The sequence below is a fragment of the Streptomyces sp. ISL-11 genome (assembly GCF_018614525.1).
In the GTDB taxonomy this organism is placed as follows: domain Bacteria; phylum Actinomycetota; class Actinomycetes; order Streptomycetales; family Streptomycetaceae; genus Streptomyces.
In genome coordinates this window covers 1-19,390 of sequence record NZ_JAGGOL010000034.1, presented here as the reverse complement: position 1 = coordinate 19,390, position 19,390 = coordinate 1, and the positions used below count along the sequence as shown (strand labels likewise).

17 protein-coding genes are annotated in these 19,390 nt (G+C 72.4%); 11 read left to right on the top strand and 6 right to left on the bottom strand.

Going from position 1 to position 19,390, the window contains the following annotated elements; translation table 11 throughout:
* Positions 1–343 precede the first annotated feature (343 nt).
* The gene (locus J7E86_RS09575) at positions 344–1,342 is read left to right on the top strand and encodes a TAXI family TRAP transporter solute-binding subunit (protein WP_215081128.1); all 999 of its coding nucleotides are present in this window, start codon (positions 344–346) and stop codon (positions 1,340–1,342) included.
* A 61-nt stretch (positions 1,343–1,403) separates the two neighbouring features.
* Here J7E86_RS09575 and J7E86_RS09570 read toward each other — a convergent pair whose 3' ends face one another.
* Positions 1,404–2,819 carry a HAMP domain-containing sensor histidine kinase gene (locus J7E86_RS09570; RefSeq protein WP_215081127.1) on the bottom strand — a complete coding sequence of 472 codons (1,416 nt, stop codon included), beginning with the start codon at positions 2,817–2,819 and terminating at the stop codon, positions 1,404–1,406.
* Between the two features lie 15 nt (positions 2,820–2,834).
* Complete coding sequence (locus J7E86_RS09565) at positions 2,835–3,542, bottom strand: response regulator transcription factor (protein WP_215081126.1); 708 nt, start codon at positions 3,540–3,542, stop codon at positions 2,835–2,837.
* A gap of 274 nt (positions 3,543–3,816) precedes the next feature.
* Between J7E86_RS09565 and J7E86_RS09560 the strand changes: the two genes are divergently transcribed.
* The 8 genes from J7E86_RS09560 (at position 3,817) to J7E86_RS09530 (ending at position 10,404) form a co-directional block, all read left to right on the top strand.
* Positions 3,817–4,596 (top strand): amino acid ABC transporter ATP-binding protein, encoded by a 780-nt coding sequence (locus tag J7E86_RS09560; RefSeq protein ID WP_215081125.1) that lies wholly within the window; start codon positions 3,817–3,819, stop codon positions 4,594–4,596.
* A 109-nt stretch (positions 4,597–4,705) separates the two neighbouring features.
* Positions 4,706–5,623: a glutamate ABC transporter substrate-binding protein gene (locus J7E86_RS09555; RefSeq protein ID WP_215081124.1), complete on the top strand. Its 918-nt coding sequence runs from the start codon at positions 4,706–4,708 to the stop codon at positions 5,621–5,623.
* 116 nt (positions 5,624–5,739) lie between these two features.
* Entirely contained in the window at positions 5,740–6,390 is a 651-nt protein-coding gene (locus J7E86_RS09550) for an amino acid ABC transporter permease (RefSeq protein ID WP_215081123.1), read from the top strand.
* The gene (locus tag J7E86_RS09545; RefSeq protein WP_215081122.1) at positions 6,387–7,265 is read left to right on the top strand and encodes an amino acid ABC transporter permease; all 879 of its coding nucleotides are present in this window, start codon (positions 6,387–6,389) and stop codon (positions 7,263–7,265) included. Before J7E86_RS09550 ends, J7E86_RS09545 begins: the two co-directional genes overlap by 4 nt.
* Positions 7,266–7,522: 257 nt before the next feature.
* Positions 7,523–9,241 (top strand): FAD-dependent monooxygenase, encoded by a 1,719-nt coding sequence (locus tag J7E86_RS09540; RefSeq protein WP_215081121.1) that lies wholly within the window; start codon positions 7,523–7,525, stop codon positions 9,239–9,241.
* A 33-nt stretch (positions 9,242–9,274) separates the two neighbouring features.
* Positions 9,275–9,361 carry a putative leader peptide gene (locus J7E86_RS32005; protein ID WP_361895513.1) on the top strand — a complete coding sequence of 29 codons (87 nt, stop codon included), beginning with the start codon at positions 9,275–9,277 and terminating at the stop codon, positions 9,359–9,361.
* A 117-nt stretch (positions 9,362–9,478) separates the two neighbouring features.
* Complete coding sequence (locus tag J7E86_RS09535) at positions 9,479–10,012, top strand: cysteine dioxygenase family protein (RefSeq protein WP_215081201.1); 534 nt, start codon at positions 9,479–9,481, stop codon at positions 10,010–10,012.
* Complete coding sequence (locus tag J7E86_RS09530; RefSeq protein ID WP_215081120.1) at positions 10,009–10,404, top strand: rhodanese-like domain-containing protein; 396 nt, start codon at positions 10,009–10,011, stop codon at positions 10,402–10,404. Before J7E86_RS09535 ends, J7E86_RS09530 begins: the two co-directional genes overlap by 4 nt.
* A 131-nt stretch (positions 10,405–10,535) precedes the next feature.
* Here J7E86_RS09530 and recX read toward each other — a convergent pair whose 3' ends face one another.
* From recX to J7E86_RS09510, 4 genes are all read right to left on the bottom strand, one after another.
* Positions 10,536–11,162 (bottom strand): recombination regulator RecX, encoded by a 627-nt coding sequence (gene recX, locus J7E86_RS09525; protein ID WP_215081119.1) that lies wholly within the window; start codon positions 11,160–11,162, stop codon positions 10,536–10,538.
* 3 nt (positions 11,163–11,165) lie between these two features.
* Positions 11,166–12,290, bottom strand: a complete 1,125-nt coding sequence (gene recA, locus J7E86_RS09520; RefSeq protein ID WP_215081118.1) for a recombinase RecA — start codon at positions 12,288–12,290, stop codon at positions 11,166–11,168.
* 177 nt (positions 12,291–12,467) lie between these two features.
* The gene (locus J7E86_RS09515) at positions 12,468–13,676 is read right to left on the bottom strand and encodes an AI-2E family transporter (protein ID WP_374223782.1); all 1,209 of its coding nucleotides are present in this window, start codon (positions 13,674–13,676) and stop codon (positions 12,468–12,470) included.
* Positions 13,677–13,762: 86 nt separating this feature from the next.
* Positions 13,763–13,957 (bottom strand): DUF3046 domain-containing protein, encoded by a 195-nt coding sequence (locus J7E86_RS09510; RefSeq protein ID WP_184738672.1) that lies wholly within the window; start codon positions 13,955–13,957, stop codon positions 13,763–13,765.
* Positions 13,958–14,036: 79 nt separating this feature from the next.
* Between J7E86_RS09510 and J7E86_RS09505 the strand changes: the two genes are divergently transcribed.
* Both J7E86_RS09505 and J7E86_RS09500 read left to right on the top strand, forming a co-directional pair.
* Positions 14,037–14,957 (top strand): hypothetical protein, encoded by a 921-nt coding sequence (locus J7E86_RS09505; RefSeq protein WP_215081117.1) that lies wholly within the window; start codon positions 14,037–14,039, stop codon positions 14,955–14,957.
* A gap of 116 nt (positions 14,958–15,073) precedes the next feature.
* Positions 15,074–19,390: ATP-dependent helicase (locus tag J7E86_RS09500; RefSeq protein WP_215081116.1), on the top strand; the 4,317-nt coding region annotated here is incomplete at its 3' end.

Genomic DNA, 19,390 nt, shown 5'->3' with positions numbered 1-19,390 from the left:
TCGACTTGGACGTTCTCGGGGGCTCCCGCTATGGCTACAAGAGGGGCGGCGGGCTCCTGGACCTGGACCTGGATCTCGACCTCCTCCAGGGCTCCCGCTACGGGGCACCCTCCCCTAGCTAACCAGGGATGTGTCTCCCGGCCTGTGACTGCCCAAAGGGTGCCTCAGCACTTGGGCTGACAGGGATCTACAGGGTTTGTGAAAGTGCCGACCCGTAGGTGCGCACCTCGTATGTCTTCGCACTCATCTCAATCGACCAGGGTACGTGGTCGCGCGGACAGCCCGCCTCTTCCCTTCCCCCAACCCCCTGCCGAAGCCCGCCGGAGCCTGGCAGTATCCGCCCATGGATCCCCGACTCACGCGCCTCGGCAGGCGCCGCGCCGTACGGACGGGCGCGGTGGCGGCCGTGGTGTTCGCGCTGCTCGCGTGGTGGCTGCTGGCGCAGCACGGGGCGTCGTCGCCGGCGGGGCGGCTGTCGTTCGCCACCGGGCTGCCCACCGGCGTGTACGCGAAGTACGGCGACCTGCTGAAGGAGGACCTGGGCCGGGACATGCCCTCCCTGGAGGTGCGGCTGCAGAGCAGCCAGGGGTCGTTGGACAACCTCAAGCGGCTCACCTCGGGCACGGCCGACTTCACGCTGGCCACCGCCGACTCGGTGGCCACCTACCGTGACGGGCGGCAGCCGGGCGCGGAGGGGCTGCGCGCGTGCGCGCGCCTGTACGACGACTACATCCAGCTGGTGGTCCCCAAGGGCTCGCCCGTGCGGTCGGCGCGGGACCTCAAGGGGCTGCGGGTGGGGGTGGGGACGGACGAGTCCGGCGTGCAGCTGATCACGCGGCGGCTGCTGCGGGCGGCCGGGCTCGACTTCGACCGGGACATCACTCCCGTACGGGTGGGCATCGACCGGATGCCGGGGCTGCTGGAGGGCGGGCAGCTCGACGCGTTCTTCTGGTCGGGCGGACTGCCGACGAACGCCGTCCAGAGTCTCGGCCGGAGGCTGCCGATCCGTCTCGTGCAGCTGGACGACCTGATCAAGCCGCTGCACGCGCTCGGGCCCGAGACGCACTACTACCGGGCGGCCGTCATGCCGGTGGACGCCTATCCGGAGCTGCGGGCTCCGCAGGCGGTGAAAACGATAGCGGTGGCGAATCTGCTGGTCACCACGGACCGCGCGGACCCCGACCTGGCGGAGAGCGTCACGCGCTCGGTGATGAACAGTCGCGACCGCATAGGGCAGAAGGTGCACGCGGCGCAGAAAGTGGACCTCCGGACGGCGATTTTCACCGACCCCCTGGACCTGCACGCGGGGGCGCGGCGCTACTACGCGTCGGTCAAGCCCTGAAGGGCACGCGGGCTTCGCGTACGTGAAGGGGGCGACCGGCGGACGCCGCCGTCCGCGCCGGCTAGGGTCCCGCTCCCCCGCTCCGGTGGCGCGGGACCCTGATCACCGCCCGCAGGCCCCGCGGCTCGTTGGGCGCGTACGAGAGGGTGGCCCCGCCCGCCGCCAGCAGGGCGCGGGAGATGGACAGGCCCAGCCCCGAGCCGGAGACGTTCTGGTGCCGGCTGCTGCGCCAGAAACGGTCACCGATACGAGTGAGCTCCTCCTCGGTGAGGCCGGGGCCGCCGTCGGCGACCGTGATGCCGACCATGTCGCCCTCAAGGGCGACACCGACGTCGACGCGGGCGCCCGCCGGCGTGAACTTCAGGGCGTTGTCCACCACGGCGTCGAGCGCGCTGGAGAGCGCCACCGGATCGGCCCAGCCGGTCACGGCGGCGGGCCCGTGGTAGGCGAGGGTGACCCGCTCCCGGTGGGCGACCGGGGACCAGGCGCCCACCCGGTCGGTGACGATCTCCGCTATGTCGGTCAGCTGGAGGTCCGCGGCCGCGTGCTCGGCCAGTGCCAGGTCCAGCAGGTCGTCCAGGACCCTGGCCAGGCGCTTGCCCTCGCCGCGGACGGAGGCGATCTCCGCGTGGCCCTCGGGCAGGTCCAGGGCGAGCAGCTCGATGCGCAGCAGCAGGGCCGACAGGGGGTTGCGCAGCTGGTGCGAGGCGTCGGCGACGAAGGCGCGCTGCTGTTCCAGCACCTCTTCGACGTTGTCGGCCATCTCGTTGAAGGACCGCGCCAGGCGGCGCAGTTCCGGCGGTCCGCTGTGCACCGCGACCCGGGAGTTCATCCGCCCGGTGGCTATGCCGTGGGTGGCGGCGTCCAGAGTCCGTACGGGCCGCAGCACCCACCCGGTGAGCCGGAACGCGGCGGCGACCGCGAGGAGCATCGCGGCGGTCTCGCCCGCCACCAGCAGCAGCCAGGAGTGCAGGATCCGGGACCTCAGCCGGCCCGTGGGCGAGTCGGTGACGACGACGGCGACCACGTCGCCGTCGCGGATGACGGGGGAGGCGACGGTGATCCGGCCGTGCCGTAACGGCCAGACCTGGGCGGGATCGTGGCTGCGGCGACCGGCCAGGGCTTCCTGGAAGGCCCGCCGGCCCTCCTTGTCGGAGGGCATGGGCCAGTGCGCGGGTGCGACGGCCATGGTCCGCCCGTCACGGTAGAAGATGCCGACCCTGATGCCGTACAGGTTCTCGTAGCGGCGCAGTTCGGTGCTCAGGGTGGTGAGCCGCTCGTCGGTCTGCGCCTCGGGGTCGAAGGGCCGGATGGTGACGTACTGGGCGAGCGAGGCGAACCGGGCCGTGTCGTCGATGCGGTCGACGACCAGTCGCTGCTGCTGGGCGGCGGCGATGCTGCCGGCGAGGGGGAAGCCGAGGGCCAGCAGGACGCCCGCCAGCAGGACGATGAGGAGGGGGAGGAGTCGGGTGCGCACGGGTTCGGCCGGCCGTCACGCGGCCGGGACGACGATTTTGTAGCCGACCCCGCGGACCGTCTCGATGAGGGCGGGCATCCGGAGTTTGGCGCGCAGTGAGGCGACGTGCACCTCAAGAGTGCGCCCGGTCCCCTCCCAACTCGTACGCCACACCTCGCTGATGATCTGTTCGCGGCGGAAGACGACACCGGGGCGCTGGGCGAGCAGCGCCAGCAGGTCGAATTCCTTGCGGGTGAGCGCGACGACCATGCCGCTCACGGACACCTGTCGGTTGGGGAGCTCGATGGTGAGCGCGCCCAGCCGCAGCGGCTGGGGTGCGACGGAGTCGTGCGTCTCGTCGGGGGCGCTCTCGGTGTGCGGCGTGCGCCGGGCGACCGCGTGGATACGGGCGAGGAGTTCCCCGGTGTCGTACGGCTTGACCACGTAGTCGTCCGCGCCGAGGTTGAGGCCGTGGATCTTCGATCGGGTGTCCGCGCGGGCGGTGACCATGATGACGGGGGTGGCGGTGCGTTTGCGGATCTTGCCGCAGACCTCGAAGCCGTCCTGGTCGGGCAGGCCGAGGTCGAGCAGCACGACGGCGAAGGGCGCGCCGTCGTCGGGCAGCAGCGCCCGCAGCGCCTCCTCGCCGCTGCGGGCGTGGGTGACGTCGAAGCCGTGCCGGGCCAGGATCGCCGACAGCGCCGCCGCGACGTGGTCGTCGTCCTCCACGAGCAGCAGTCTCATCCGCCTCCTCCCGTCCAGCCGGTGTGTGCTCCGGCAACACCGCATCCACGCTGATGGACACCTGCCCCGTCAAGGGGGTTGTGGGTGTGAGCGTGCTTCCGTTATGCAGCCGGTACTCCCACACCACCCCTGTGCGCACCGTGCGCCCCCTTCACGCGGTGTGTCCCTTTGCGGCCGGATCGTTATGCTCAATTTCAGCTCAGATGTAATGACGCTGGTCGTTGCCGCTCATTAGGGTCCTCCCCAACCGAGGAGGATGGAGCGAGGAACGCCGATGAGCGAAGTATCGGTGACCAAGGACGCCGCGGCGGCCCCCGCGGACGCGCTGGTCGTCCTGCACAACGTCAACAAGCACTTCGGCGCGCTGCATGTGCTCCAGGATGTCGACCTGACCATCGGGCGCGGCGAGGTCGTCGTCGTCATCGGCCCGTCGGGGTCGGGGAAGTCGACGCTGTGCCGGACCATCAACCGCCTGGAGACGACCGACTCCGGATCGATCACCATCGATGGCAAGCCCCTGCCCCAGGAGGGCCGGGAGCTGGCCCGGCTGCGCGCCGATGTGGGCATGGTCTTCCAGTCGTTCAACCTCTTCGCGCACAAGACGGTCCTGGAGAACGTGACCCTGGGACAGGTCAAGGTGCGCAGGACGGACCGCAAGCAGGCCGAGGAGAAGGCCCGCGCCCTGCTCGACCGGGTCGGTGTGGGCGCCCAGGCGGACAAGTATCCGGCCCAGCTGTCCGGCGGCCAGCAACAGCGCGTGGCGATCGCCCGGGCGCTGGCCATGGACCCGAAGGTGATGCTCTTCGACGAGCCGACCTCGGCGCTGGACCCGGAGATGATCAATGAGGTGCTGGAGGTCATGCAGCAGCTCGCGCGGGACGGCATGACGATGGTCGTCGTCACCCACGAGATGGGCTTCGCGCGCTCGGCCGCGAACCGGGTGGTCTTCATGGCCGACGGCCGGATCGTCGAGGAGGCGCGGCCGGACCAGTTCTTCAGCAATCCGCGCAGCGACCGGGCGAAGGACTTCCTGTCGAAGATCCTGCACCACTGACCGCCCGCCTTCCGCGTTCCCACCGGCCCGACGGACCCGCGTCCGTCGGGCGACCACCATCGGCGCTCCGACCGCCGCGCAACAGCCGCAGACGCAAAGGATGTTCACCATGATGCTCCGCAAAACCGCCGCAGCGGCCGCCGTGGTGCTGGCGCTCACCGCGTCCGCGACCGCCTGCGGCAAGTCGGGCAGCCCCGACGACAAGGCCGACAAGGCGGGCGACAAGGCCGCGCCGCCCGTGCCGACCTACAAGGTGAACACCGCCGCCGACGTCAAGGACTCGCCGGTCTTCGAGAAGATCAAGGGCAAGACGATCACGATCGGCACCAAGGCCGATCAGCCCGGTCTGGGTTTCGAGCACCCTGGCACCAAGAAGCGGTCCGGTTTCGACGTGGAGATCGCGCGGATGATCGCGGCCGATCTCGGCTTCGACGAGGCCCACATCAAGTTCCAGACGATCCCCTCCGAGGCCCGCGAGACGCAGATCGCGAGTGGCGGCGTCGACCTGTACGTCGGTACGTACACGATCAACGACGAGCGCAAGAAGCAGGTCGGCTTCGGCGGCCCGTACTTCATCGCCGGCCAGAGCCTGCTGGTGAAGGCCGACAGCGACATCAAGGGCCCGGACGACCTCAAGGGCAAGAAGGTCTGTTCGGCGACCGGCTCCACCCCCCTCAAGCGCATCAAGGACCCCAAGTACGGGGCCGCCGAGGTCAAGGCGCAGCAGGGTTACCAGCTGTGCGCGCAGGAAGTGGTCAACGGCACGGTCGACGCCCTCACCACGGACGACTCGATCCTCATGGGCTACGCCGCCGAGAACAAGGGCGCGCTGAAGGTCGTCGGCCAGCCGTTCTCCAAGGAGCCGTACGGCGTCGGCCTGAAGAAGGACGACAAGGCGCTGCGCGACGCCGTCAACAACGCCCTTGAGGCCCACATGAAGAACGGCGACTGGAAGAAGGCGTTCGACGCCACGCTCGGCCGCTCCGGTGTCGCGGCCCCGAACCCGCCCGCGGTCGACCGTTACTGATCAGCGGCCCACGCCTGATCGGTTCCGCGGCGGCCGGCGCCTTGGACCCCAGCGGTCCCCGGGGCACCGGGCGCCGCGGCCGTGGCGGCACGCCACGCGATTTCCGGAGAGTTGACGTGAACGTTCTGTCGGACAACTTCGCGATGTTCCGCGAAGGCTTTTTCGGCACCGTCGAGCTGACGGCGCTCAGCGCCCTGCTCGCCCTGGTGCTGGGCACCGTGATCGCGGGGTTCCGCGTCTCTCCGGTGCCCGCGCTGCGAATATTCGGTACCGCCTGGGTGACCCTGCTGCGCAACACGCCGCTGGTGCTCCTCTTCCTGGCCGTGACCCTGGGGCTGCCCGCGCTGGGTCTCAAGGGCTGGGACTCCTTCTGGCTCGCCGTCATGGCGCTGGGCTGCTACACCTCGGCGTTCATCTGCGAGGCCATCCGGTCCGGCATCAACACGGTGCCGGTGGGACAGGCGGAGGCCGCCCGCTCGATCGGGATGACCTTCACGCAGACCCTGAGCCAGATCGTGCTCCCGCAGGCCACCCGTACGGCGATCCCGCCCATCGGCAGCCTGCTGATCGCCCTGACCAAGAACACCGCGATCGCCTCGGGCTTCAACGTGGCCGAGCTGAGCTCGGTGCAGAAGACGCTCAACGCGGCCTCGGGCTACAACATCTACGTGATCTTCCTGTGGATCGCGGTCTGCTACATCATCATCACTTTCGCTATCAGCGGCCTCTTCCGGCTGCTGGAGACCCGGCTGGCGGTGGCCCGATGAGCGCGAGCATCCTCTACGACGCACCCGGACCCCGTACACGGGCCCGCAACCGGGTCTACGGGGTGATCTCCACCGTCGCGATCCTCGGCCTGATCGCCTTCGTCGTCTACAAGCTGGACGACACCGGGCAGTTCCAGGCCGAGCTGTGGGACGACTACGAATACACCGACACCCATCAGCGCATCGTCGACGGCCTGCTGACGACGCTCAAGACGTTCGCCATCGCCGCCGTGCTCTCGGTCGCGCTCGGCACGGTGCTCGCCGCCGGCCGGCTCTCCGACCACAAGCCGGTGCGCTGGGTGTCGACGGTGGTCGTGGAACTCTTCCGCGCCATGCCGCTGCTGATCATGATCTTCCTGCTGTACGCGGGTATCTTCACGTCCGACCCGATGTGGGCCCTGGTCATCGGGCTCACGCTCTACAACGGCTCGGTCCAGGCGGAGATCTTCCGGTCCGGCGTCAACGCCGTGCCCAAGGGCCAGAGCGAGGCCGCGTACGCGCTCGGGCTGCGCAAGACGCAGGTGATGGCGAGCGTCCTCATCCCGCAGGCCATCCGCTCGATGCTGCCGTCGATCATCAGCCAGCTGGTGGTGACCCTCAAGGACACCTCGCTCGGTTTCATCATCCTCTACGAGGAGCTGCTGTTCGTCGGCAAGGCGTTCGCCCAACAGACACCGCCCGTGAACGGCGTCTACGCCTTCATTCCCATGGTGATCGTCTTCGGTTCGATCTACATCCTGCTGTGCCTGGCCCTGTCCTCCCTGGCGACTTGGGTCGAACGGCGCACGAAGCGCTCGCGCAAGGGCAGCCCCCCGGTGATGGTCGTCCCCGGAGCCGCTGTCGCGGCGGACTCCACCGGCGGCTCCGGCGCGTAGGACCCGTCGGTCCCGCGGGACACACGTGGGTGACGCCCCGTCGGCCGGGCCGGCCGACGGGGCGCGCTCGCTCCGGCGCGACGCGTGGCAGGGCCTGATCGCTTGACGCAAGCACCCGCAATGGGTTGCATACGTTCTGTGATCGAGCACCGTGTTCCCTTTCCCGGCGTCCGTGCGTACCGCCCGGTGCGTACGACGCGTACGCACCGCGGAGCCCACGGCGAGGCCGTCCGCCGCGGGGCACAGGGAGCCGTGCCGTGGACCCGGTGATCGTCGTCGGGGCCGGTCCGGTCGGTCTCACGCTCGCGCTCTGCCTCACCCGCCACGACGTGCCCGTCATCCTCCTCGACGAGGCCCCCGCCGACGGAACCGCTCCCCGGGAGGAACGCCTCTCCCGCACCGCCGTCCTGCGCCCGGACACCGCCGCCCTGCTGGAACGGCTGGGCTGCGGCGCGGCCGAGGGCACGCGGTGGGCGGGCTGGCGCACCCTGCGCCGCCGCGCGCTGGTCGCCCGGGTGCCGTTCGGGGCCCTGGAGGACCCCGAGGACCCTGAGGACCCCGAGGACGGCGGGGAGCCGTCCCCTCTCCATGTCCCGCAGCACGCGCTGACGCGGGAGTTGCGGGCCGCGCTCGCCCGCGAGGACAAGGTCCGGATCGTGCCCGGCGCCCGCGTCGACACCCTGCGGCAGGACCCCGCCGGGATCACCGTGCACACCCGGGGCAGCGAAGGGATGCCCTGGCGGGGCAGCTATCTGGTGGGGTGCGACGGCTCTCGGTCCACCGTCCGCAAGCTCCTGGGCGCCCGGTTCCCCGGGCGGACGGCCGTCGAGCGGTACGCGGTCGCGGCGCTCCGCGCCGAACTGCCCTGGCCCGGCGAGGCCGTACTGCACCGGTCGCCGCCGCGCGGCCCCGAGGTGACGGCCCGTCCGCTGCCGGACGGGATGTGGCGGCTCGACTGGCTGCTGCCGCCGGGCGACGACCTGGTCACCCCCGACGCCCTCCTGACGCTGGTGCGGGACTCCCTGGGCTCGTGGTGCGGGGAGGTGCCGCCGTACGAGCTCCTGGACACCGGTGTGCACGCCGTGCACCACCGGCTCACGCGCCGCATGCGCACCGGACGCGCCTTCCTCGCCGGGGACGCCGCCCACCTGTTGGGGGCGCTCGGCACCCAAGGGCTCGACGAGGGGCTGCGCGATGTGGAGAACCTCGCCTGGAAGCTCGTACTGGCCTGGCACCAGGGAGCGTCCGAGGCCCTCCTCGACAGCTATCAGGTGGAGCGGCGCGGGGCGATCGTGGCGCGGCTGCGGGCGGCCGACCGGTTCCTGCCGGCCGTACGGGACCAGGGCGGGTGGCGCACGGTACGGCGCACACTGGTGCCGGGTGCCGTACGCGGACACGACGAACTGCTCACCGAGGGGCACCTGGGGCGCGGGCCGCTGAGCGCGCCGTTCGTCCACACCCGGACTCCGCTCGCCCCGGCCGCGCCACCGGCGGGCTCGGTGCCGGTGGCCACGGTCCCCGGAGCGCCGGTCGAGGACGTCGCGGTGACCGCGCCGGACGGATCGGTGGTGGGCCTGCGGGCCCGGCTGGGCGGCGATCTCCTGGTGGTGCTGGTCGCGCCCGGTACGGGTGTGTGGGAGCGGCGGCACTGGCTGAGCGCCGGGCTCATGCCGCGGCTGTCCGCCGCCCTCGGCGCCCTGCCGATGCGGGCGGAGCTGCTGGTCGCCGAGGCGTATCCGGGCGCGGCGGCCCACACGGTGCTGGTGGTGCGGCCGGACGGTCATCTGGTCGCGGCGCTGTCCGGGGTGCGGCCCGCGGAGCTGTACGGGTGCGCGGACGCCGTACGGGGCGGGTCGGCGGCGCCGACGACGTCCGGCGAATCCGCGGGCGCGCCGGGGACATCGGCCGCCGGCAGGGGTGCGGAGGCCACGGGCGCGCCCGGTGGAACCCCCAGTGAGGCCACGGCCAATCGTTGACCGTGCCCGGACGACCGTGGTGGACTACTCACCGTGACTGACAGCGGCGCGCGTTTCTGGCGGAGGGTCCATCTCGACCTGCTCCGCTACGCCGGCTGCGTCTGTCGTCCGTCCTGCTGATCCGCTTCCCCGTCGCGCGGCCGTGCCGAGTGCCGCGCGCTCCTTCGCGATCACTCAGGACGGTCTCCTGTGTCTCTTCCCGTACGCCTGCCCGCGCCCGGCTCCGCCGGCGCCCCGGTGGGCGCTCCATCGGTCACCGCCGTGGCCACCGGCCCCGATCCGGGTCCCGCTGCCGGTCTTCTCGACTTCGTCCGGCGGACCGCCGCCGACGCCGCGCTCATCGCCTCGCTCCCCCTCGATCCCGAGGGCCGTACCTGGATCCGGCTGGAGGGGCCGGGCGGCAGTGAGGCATGGCTGATCGGCTGGCCGCCGGGTGCGGGCACCGGCTGGCACGACCACGGCGGCTCGCACGGTGCCTTCGCCGCGGCGGCCGGCCGGCTGACCGAACAGTCGCTCGCCGCGCAACTGCCCACGGAGGGCTGGAAGGTGCTGGAACTGGCGGACGGCATCGACCGGGAGCGGCGGCTCACCGACGGGCGCGGGCGGGCGTTCGGTCCGCACCATGTGCACCAGGTGTTCAACCCGTCGACGGCGCGGCACGCTGTGTCCGTGCACGCCTACTTCCCGCCGCTGCCGATGATGCGGCGGTACAGCCGGGCGGGTCAGGTGCTGCGCCTGGAGCAGGTCGAGTGGCCGGAGGAGTGGGCATGAGGGTCGAGGAGCTGCTGGCGGCCGCCCGTGAGGGCCTGGACCGGCTCGGCCCGGCGGAAGCCGCAGCGGCGCAGGCCGGGGGCGGCTTGCTGGTCGACATCCGCTACGCGGCGCTGCGGGAGCGCGACGGGCTCATCCTCGGGGCACTGGTCGTGGAGCGCAACGAACTGGAGTGGCGGCTCGATCCCCTGAGCGACCACCGCGCGGCGGAGGCCACCCGCCACGACCTGCGGGTGGTCGTCGTGTGCGACGAGGGCTACGCGTCGAGCCTCGCGGCCGTGTCCCTGCGCCGACTGGGGCTGCACCACGCGACGGATCTCATCGGCGGTTTCCAGGCGTGGCGCGCGGCCGGGCTGCCGGTGCGACGGGTGGGTGCGGCCGAGGGGAGCTGACCCGGTGGAGGTCGGCCCCCTGCGGGCCGTCCCCTGAAGGCCGGGCTGATGCCCGGCGCCCGGTATCCCGACCGTCCGGATCCACGACCGCCCGGATCCACGACCGCCCTGCCGGCCGGCATCCATGGCCGTCAGTCCTCCGGCAGGTAGTGGTCGAGCAGCTCCGGCTCCTCGCCCTCCTCTTCCAGGGCGCGGCGCACCACCCGCAGGGCGAGGCCCTCGGGGTATCCCTTGCGGGCGAGCATTCCGGCGAGGCGGCGCAGCCGCTTCTCCCGGTCCAGGCCGCGCGTGGACCGCAGCTTGCGGTCGACCAGCTCCCGGGCGGTGTGCTCCTCCCGGTCGGAGTCGAGCTGTCCGACGGCCTCCTCGATCACCGCGGAGTCCACGCCCTTGGTGCGCAGCTCGCGCGCCAGGGCACGGCGGGCCAGGCCCCGGCCGTGGTGCCGGGACTCCACCCACGCCCCCGCGAACGCGGAGTCGTCGATCAGCCCGACCTCCTCGAAGCGGGACAGCACCTCGTCCGCGACCTCGGCCGGGATGCCCTTCTTGGCCAGCGCGTCCGCGAGCTGTTTGCGGGTGCGCGGGGATCCGGTGAGCAGGCGCAGGCAGATGGCCCGCGCCTGCTCCTCGGGCCGCGGTGGTGCCCCGGCCCCGGCCCTCGACGAGGACGGGGCATCACCGTCGGTTCGGTCGTCCGTGCCCGGCTCCGGCCGCTCTCCCTCCGCCCACGGCGGAGGGTATTCCGATCGCCGTGTCACGGATCAGCTCTTGGCAGCCGTGGCCTTGGCCGCCTTGCCGGTGGACTTCGCCGCCGGAGCCGGCACCGACTTCGCCGGCTCGGCCGTGGCACCCGCCGCGTCCGCGCCGGGCTCGCCCGCCGGGGCCACGGGCCTGACGCCCACGCCCAGCTTCTCCTTGATCTTCTTCTCGATCTCGTTGGCGAGGTCGGGGTTGTCCTTGAGGAAGTTGCGGGCGTTCTCCTTGCCCTGGCCGAGCTGGTCGCCCTCGTAGGTGTACCAGGCGCCGGCCTTGCGGACGAAGCCGTGCTCGACGCCCATGTCGATCAGACCGCCCTCGCGGCTGATGCCCTGGCCGTAGAGGATGTCGAACTCGGCCTGCTTGAAGGGCGGTGCGACCTTGTTCTTGACGACCTTGACGCGGGTGCGGTTGCCGACCGCCTCCGTGCCGTCCTTGAGGGTCTCGATGCGGCGGATGTCCAGACGCACCGAGGCGTAGAACTTCAGCGCGCGGCCACCGGTCGTCGTCTCCGGCGAGCCGAACATGACGCCGATCTTCTCGCGGAGCTGGTTGATGAAGATCGCGGTGGTCTTGGACTGGTTGAGCGCGCTGGTGATCTTGCGGAGGGCCTGGCTCATCAGCCGGGCCTGCAGGCCGACGTGCGAGTCGCCCATCTCGCCCTCGATCTCCGCGCGCGGCACCAGGGCGGCGACGGAGTCGATGACGATCAGATCGAGGGCGCCGGAGCGGACCAGCATGTCCACGATTTCCAGCGCCTGCTCGCCGGTGTCCGGCTGGGAGAGGATGAGGTTGTCCGTGTCGACGCCGAGCGCCTTCGCGTACTCCGGGTCGAGGGCGTGCTCCGCGTCGACGAACGCGACGGTGCCGCCGGCCTTCTGCGCGTTGGCCACGGCGTGCAGGGTGAGGGTGGTCTTACCGGAGGACTCCGGCCCGTACACCTCCACGACACGGCCGCGCGGCAGCCCGCCGACGCCGAGGGCGACGTCGAGAGCGGTCGACCCGGTGGGGATGACCTCGATGGGGTCGTTCGGCCGGTCACCGAGGCGCATCACGGCGCCCTTGCCGAATTGCCGTTCAATCTGTGCGAGCGCGGCGTCCAGCGCCTTCTCGCGGTCGGTTCCTGCCATGGGTTCCACCCGGTTTGCTTGAGTCGATCGCTTCACGTCAACGACGCTAACGCCTGCCACTGACAATGGGCCCGGGCACCGCCCCAGCCTGTGGATAACTAGCCTCCCAGCAGGCCCGGAACACCCATGAGAATGGATGTTCGAATTTGGTGTCAAGCGCGCCCCACCGGCGCGCCGTCACCGCCGCCGCAGCGCCCGCACCGCCCGCCGCAGCCGCTCCGCAACCGGGGTGTGCGGCCCGCCCCCGCGCCGCCGCCGGCCGTGGACCCGCGGATCGTCCGTGACGTCGTACCGCTTCACGTACGCCCCGAGGAACGCCTGGAGCGTCGCGGTCGCCGGGATGGCGACCAGGGCGCCCACCGCGCCCAGCAGCGCGGTGCCGGCGACCACGGAGCCGAAGGCGACGGCCGGATGGATGTCCACGGTCCTGGCGGTGATGCGGGGCTGGAGCAGGTAGTTCTCGAACTGCTGGTAGATCACGACGAAGGCGAGCACCCACACCGCGTACCAGGGGTTGACGGTGAAGGCGAGCAGTATCGGCAGGGCGCCCGCGAGGTAGGTGCCGATGGTGGGGATGAACTGGGAGACGATACCGACCCAGATCGCGAGGGCCGGGGCGTAGGGCACTCCCAGTACCTCCAGCAGGACGAAGTGCGCGACGCCGGAGATCAGCGCCATCAGGGCGCGCGAGTAGAGGTAGCCGCCCGTCTTGGCGACGGCGAGCTCCCAGGCCCGCAGCACCTCGGCCTGCCGGTTCGGCGGCAGGACGGAGCACAGGGCGCGGCGCAGCCGTGGCCCGTCGGCCGCGAAGTAGAAGGAGAACAGCAGGACGGTCAGCAGCTGGAACAGCCCGCCCAGGACGGTCGCGGAGACGTCCAGCACACCGCTGGCGCTGTTCTTGAGGTACTTCTGGAGCCAGTCCGAGCGCAGCAGGCTCTGCTGGATCTCGAGCCGGGACAGCCTGGTGCGGAAGGTGCGGTTGATCCACCGGATCACGGCGTCCAGGTAGGACGGGAAGTTCTCCACCATGGTGACGATCTGGTCGGCGAGCATCGAGCCGAGCAGGGTGAAGAAACCCGCCGCGACCACGGTGACGGCCAGGAAGACCAGGCCGGTCGCGGGCCCGCGGCGCACGCCGCGGGCGGCCATCCGGTCCACCGCCGGCTCGACGGCCAGCGCGAGGAAGAACGCGATCAGGATGTTGATCAGCAGGCCGATGAGCTGGTGGAACGCCCAGCTGGCCAGCTGGAACGCGGCGAAGAGGGCGAGAGCCACGACCATCGCGCGGGGCAGCCAGCGCGGCATGCGCGCATCCGCGTCGGGCGGGCGTGGTGGAGTGCTGTCCGGGGCGGTGTCGTCTGCTGCCACGGGGCAAGTGTGGACTATCGGGTGAAGGGGGCCGGGACGTCCGCGGGACGGGTCGGCCGGCCGCCGGCGGGATCAGCCGGACAGCCGCTTCCCGCCCCGGCGGCTCAGCGCCGGTCCTCCGGGATCTCCATCGCCCGGCACACGCCCCGCCACACGTCCTTGGCATTCCAGCCCGCGTCCAGGGCCTGGTGCACGGTCCTCCCGCCGAGCTCGGACATCACATGATCGCGCGCGAAGGAGTCGGCGTACGCCACGCCGAAATAATCGCCCATCCGCTGCCAGAAGACCGTCAACCGCATGCGACCAGTATCCCGCCCCTGAGAGTGCTGCCGGGCACGAGCCGCTGACCGGTGGCGCTTTCCGTCCTACGGTCGGTGCATGGCCCGATCCGGAGCATCCCCCGTAGCCCGTGCCGAGCAGTTCATCTGGCTGACCGCCCGCGTTCTGGAGCAGCGCAGATTCGCGTTCCACTTCCTGGACGGGAGCCCCGACGCCGTCGAAGCGGCCCTGACCGCCTATCTGGGTGAGGACGGGGGGTACGGGTACGCCCTGGAGCCCGATCTGCGCGGGCCGGTGAGCCAGCCACTGCACACCGCGCACGCGCTGCACGTGCTCGACGAGATCGGCCGCTGCGGTGACCGCCGCATGGAGCGCGTGTGCCGCTATCTGACGGCCGTCTCCACACCCGACGGGGCCCTGCCCGCGCTTCACCCGTCGCTGCGCGGCTATCCGGCGGCGCCGTGGCTGCTGGTGGTCGACGATCCGCCGAGCGATCTCCTGGCCACCGGCCCGGTGGTGGGTCTGCTGCACCGCAACGAGGTCTGGCACGCGTGGCTGTTCCGGGCGACCGATTTCTGCTGGGCGGCCGTCGAGGCCCTGGGGGCCGGGGCGAAGACTCACCCGTACGAGGTGCAGGCCGCCGTCGCCTTCCTCGACGGCGCCCCCGACCGCCCGCGCGCGGAAGCGGCGGCGGAACGGCTGGGACGGACCGTGCGGGAGCAGCGGCTGGCGGTCCTGGACCCCGCCCGGACCGGCGACTTCCCGGTCTCGGAGGGGTACGCGCCGGAGGAGCTCCACTTCCCGCACGACTTCGCCCGTACGCCCGGCTCGCTGGCCCGGCCGTGGTTCACCGACGCCGAGCTGGAGCGGTCGCTGGACTTCCTCGCCGCCTCGCAGGAGGGCGACGGCGGCTGGCCGGTCCGGTGGCGCGCGTGGGCCCCGGGCACCCGGCTGGAGGGCCGGCCGATGGTGACGATCGCCTCGCTGCTGACCTTGCGCGCCTACGGGCGGACCCTGTGAACACCGGATCCGGCGGACCCGCCGGCGCACCCTGAGCCGGGCCGCCACTTCCGCCCATACCTTCCCTGACCTGCGGTTCCGGGGCATTGTCAGTGGTGCGGTGCACGATGGGGGGCATGGCGGACGACGTGGCGGCCGGTACGGCGGCGGATTCGGTGGGCGACCCGGCGGGAGGTCTCGCGGGGTTCTCCCCCGCGACGCGCGCCTGGTTCACGGGGGCGTTCACCGCGCCCACGGCCGCGCAGAGCGGCGCCTGGCGGGCGATCGGCGAGGGCTCCGACGTCCTGGTCGTCGCTCCGACCGGCTCCGGCAAGACGCTCGCCGCCTTCCTCGCCTCCCTCGACCGGCTCGCGAGCACTCCGCCGCCCGCCGAGCCCAAGAAGCGCTGCCGGGTGCTGTACGTCTCCCCGCTCAAGGCCCTCGCCGTGGACGTGGAGCGGAATCTGCGCAGCCCGCTCACGGGCATGCGCCAGGAGTCGGTGCGCCTGGGACTGCCCGAGCCGGAGATCCGGGTCGGCATCCGGTCCGGCGACACCCCGCCCGCCGAGCGCCGGGCGCTGGTCAACCGCCCGCCGGACATCCTGATCACCACGCCCGAGTCGCTGTTCCTGATGCTCACCTCGGCCGCGCGGGACGCGCTCGCCGGTGTCGAGACGGTCATCCTGGACGAGGTGCACGCCGTCGCGGGCACCAAGCGGGGCGCGCACCTCGCGCTGTCCCTGGAGCGCCTCGACACCCTGCTCCCCCGTCCGGCGCGGCGCATCGGCCTGTCCGCGACGGTCCGGCCGGTGGACGAGGTGGCACGCTATCTGTCGCCGCAGCGGAAGGTGGAGATCGTCCAGCCGCCCTCGGGCAAGGAGTTCGACCTCTCGGTGGTCGTTCCGGTGGAGGATCTCGGCGAGCTCGGCGCCTCGCCCGTCCAGGAAGGCGACGCCAGGGAGAAGCCGTCGATCTGGCCGCACGTGGAGGAGCGGATCGCCGATCTGGTCCAGTCCCACCGCTCCACGATCGTCTTCGCCAACTCCCGGCGCCTTGCCGAGCGGCTGTGCAACCGGCTCAACGAGATCGCCTACGAGCGGGCCACGGGTGAACCCCTGCCCGAACACCACTCCCCCGCCGAGCTGATGGCCGAGTCCGGCGCGGCGAGGGGCGCGCCGCCGGTGCTCGCCCGCGCGCACCACGGCTCGGTCTCCAAGGAGCAGCGGGCGCTGGTCGAGGAGGACCTCAAGGCGGGCCGGCTGCCGGCCGTCGTCGCCACCTCCAGCCTGGAGCTGGGCATCGACATGGGCGCGGTCGATCTGGTCGTCCAGGTCGAGTCGCCCCCCTCGGTCGCCTCCGGGCTCCAGCGCGTCGGCCGCGCCGGACATCAGGTCGGCGCGGTCTCCACCGGTGTGGTCTTCCCCAAGTACCGCGGAGACCTGGTGCAGGCGGCCGTGGTGACGGAGCGGATGCGCGAGGGGGCCATCGAGTCGCTGCGCGTCCCCGCCAATCCGCTGGACGTCCTGGCCCAGCAGATCGTCGCCATGGTGTCCGTCGACACCTGGGACGTGGGGGAGCTGCTGGCCATGGTGCGGCGGGCGGCTCCCTTCGCCGCGCTGCCCGAATCCGCCTTCACAGCCGTCCTGGACATGCTCGCCGGGCGCTATCCGTCCGACGCCTTCGCGGAGCTGCGGCCGCGCCTGGTCTGGGACCGGGTGGCCGGTACGGTCACGGGGCGCCCCGGGGCGCAGCGGCTGGCCGTGACCTCCGGCGGCACCATCCCCGACCGGGGCCTCTTCGGCGTCTTCCTCGCGGGCACGGACCCCAAGAAGGGCGGGGGCCGGGTCGGCGAGCTGGACGAGGAGATGGTCTACGAGTCCCGGGTCGGCGATGTCTTCACCCTGGGCACCACCTCGTGGCGGATCGAGGACATCACCCGCGACCGGGTCCTGGTGACCCCGGCTCCGGGCGTGCCCGGCAGGCTGCCCTTCTGGAAGGGCGACCAGCTGGGCCGCCCGCTGGAGCTGGGCCGTGCCCTGGGCGCGTTCCTGCGGGAGGTCGGCGGGCTGGCGCCGGAGGCCGCCCGCGCGCGGCTCGACGCCGCCGGGCTCGACGCCTGGGCGGCGGGCAATGTGCTGTCCTATCTGGACGAGCAGCGCCAGGCGTGCGGCCATGTGCCGGACGACCGGACCATCGTGGTGGAGCGCTTCCGTGACGAGCTGGGCGACTGGCGGGTCGTCGTCCACTCCCCCTTCGGCGCCCAGGTGCACGCCCCCTGGGCGCTCGCCCTCGGCTCCCGGCTCGCCGAGCGCTACGGCATGGACGCCCAGGTGATGCACGCCGACGACGGCATCGTGCTGCGGCTTCCCGACGCGGACGTGATGGGACTGGACCTGCTCGACGCGGACCCGGCCCTCCAGGGCCGGGAGTACGACGCGGAGCGGTCCCCGGTCGGGGCCGCCGATGTCACCTTCGACAAGGGCGAGGTCGCCCAGCTGGTCACCGACCAGGTCGGCGGGTCGGCCCTGTTCGCCGCCCGGTTCCGCGAGTGCGCCGCACGGGCCCTGCTGCTGCCCCGGCGGGACCCCGGCAAGCGCACCCCGCTGTGGCAGCAGCGCCAGCGCGCCGCCCAGCTGCTCCAGGTCGCCGAGGAGTTCGGCTCGTTCCCCATCGTCCTGGAGGCCGTCCGCGAATGCCTCCAGGACGTCTTCGACGTCCCCGGGCTGACCGAGCTGATGGGTGACATCGAGGCCCGCCGGGTCCGGCTGGTGGAGGTGACCACCGCGGAGCCGTCGCCGTTCGCGCGCTCACTGCTGTTCGGTTACGTGGCCCAGTTCCTGTACGAGGGCGACTCGCCGCTCGCGGAGCGCCGTGCCGCCGCCCTGTCCCTCGACTCCCGTCTGCTCGCCGAGCTGCTGGGCCAGGCCGAGCTGCGCGAGCTGCTCGACGTGGAGGTCCTCACCGAGCTGGAGCGCGAGCTCCAGTGGCTGACCGAGGACCGCCGGGCCAAGGACGCCGAGAGCGTCGCCGACCTGCTGCGGCTCCTGGGGCCGCTCACCGACGCCGAGCTGGCCGAGCGCGGCGCCGACCCGCGGTGGGTGCGTGACCTGGCGGACGCCCGGCGAGCCATCCGCGTCCGCGTCGCGGGACAGGACCACTGGGCGGCCGTCGAGGACGCGGGCCGGCTCCGCGACGCCTTGGGCACGGCGCTGCCCGTCGGTGTCCCCGAAGCCTTCACCGAGCCCGTCAAGGACCCCCTCGGGGATCTCCTCGCCCGGTTCGCCCGCACCCACGGCCCGTTCACCTCGGCGCAGGCCTCCGCCCGGTTCGGTCTCGGCCCGGCGGTGACCGACGGCGCGCTGCACCGCCTCGCGGCGAACGGCCGCGTGGTCCAAGGCGAGTTCCACCCTTCCGGCATCGGCCAGGAGTGGTGCGACGCCACCGTCCTGCGCAGGCTGCGCCGCCGCTCGCTCGCGGCGCTGCGGCAGGAACTGGAGCCGGTGGCGCCCACCGCGCTCGCCGCGTTCCTCCCTCAGTGGCAGCACGTCGGCACCCACAGCCTGCGCGGCGTCGACGGACTGGTGCGCGCCATCGAGCAGTTGCAGGGTGCACCGGTACCGGCCTCCGCCCTGGAGAGGCTCGTGCTGCCCGCGCGCGTGAAGGACTTCTCCCCCGCGATGCTCGACGAGCTGACGGCGGCCGGCGAGGTCGTCTGGGCGGGGGCGGGCGCGCTCCCGGGCAAGGACGGCTGGGTCTCGCTCCTGCTCGCCGACGCCGCGCCCCTGCTGCTGCCCGCACCGCACCCGCTGGAGCTGTCCCCGCTCCACCAGGCCGTACTGGAGGCGCTGTCCGGCGGCTACGGCCTGTTCTTCCGCCAGATCGCCGACCGGGTGCGCGCCACGGACCCCGAGAGCGGCGAACCGCGGATCGCGGAGGCCGTCTGGGACCTCGCCTGGTCCGGCCGCCTCACCAACGACACCCTGGCGCCGCTGCGCTCGTACCTCGGATCGGGCCGGACGGCCGGCTCCACCGCGCACCGGGCCAAACGGTCGGTGCCGCGCGGCCGTTACGGCTCCTTCACCGCTCGTGGGGGCGTCCCCCTGCGGCCCACCGCGTCCCGTGGCGGCCCTCCCACCGTCGCCGGCCGCTGGTCGCTGCTGCCCGCGCCCGAACCCGACCCGACCGTACGGGCCCACGCCCTGGCCCGTACGCTCCTGGACCGGCACGGTGTGGTGACCCGGGGAGCGGTGGCCGCCGAGGGCGTGGAGGGCGGGTTCTCCGCCGCGTACCGCGTGCTGTCCGTCTTCGAGGAGAGCGGGCAGGCCCGCCGCGGCTATGTGGTCGAGGGCCTGGGCGCCGCGCAGTTCGCCATGGAGGGCGCGGTGGACCGGCTGCGTGCCGTCGGCACGGCGCGCGAGCGCGCGGGCGGCGCCGCGTACGCCGAGGCCCCGGCC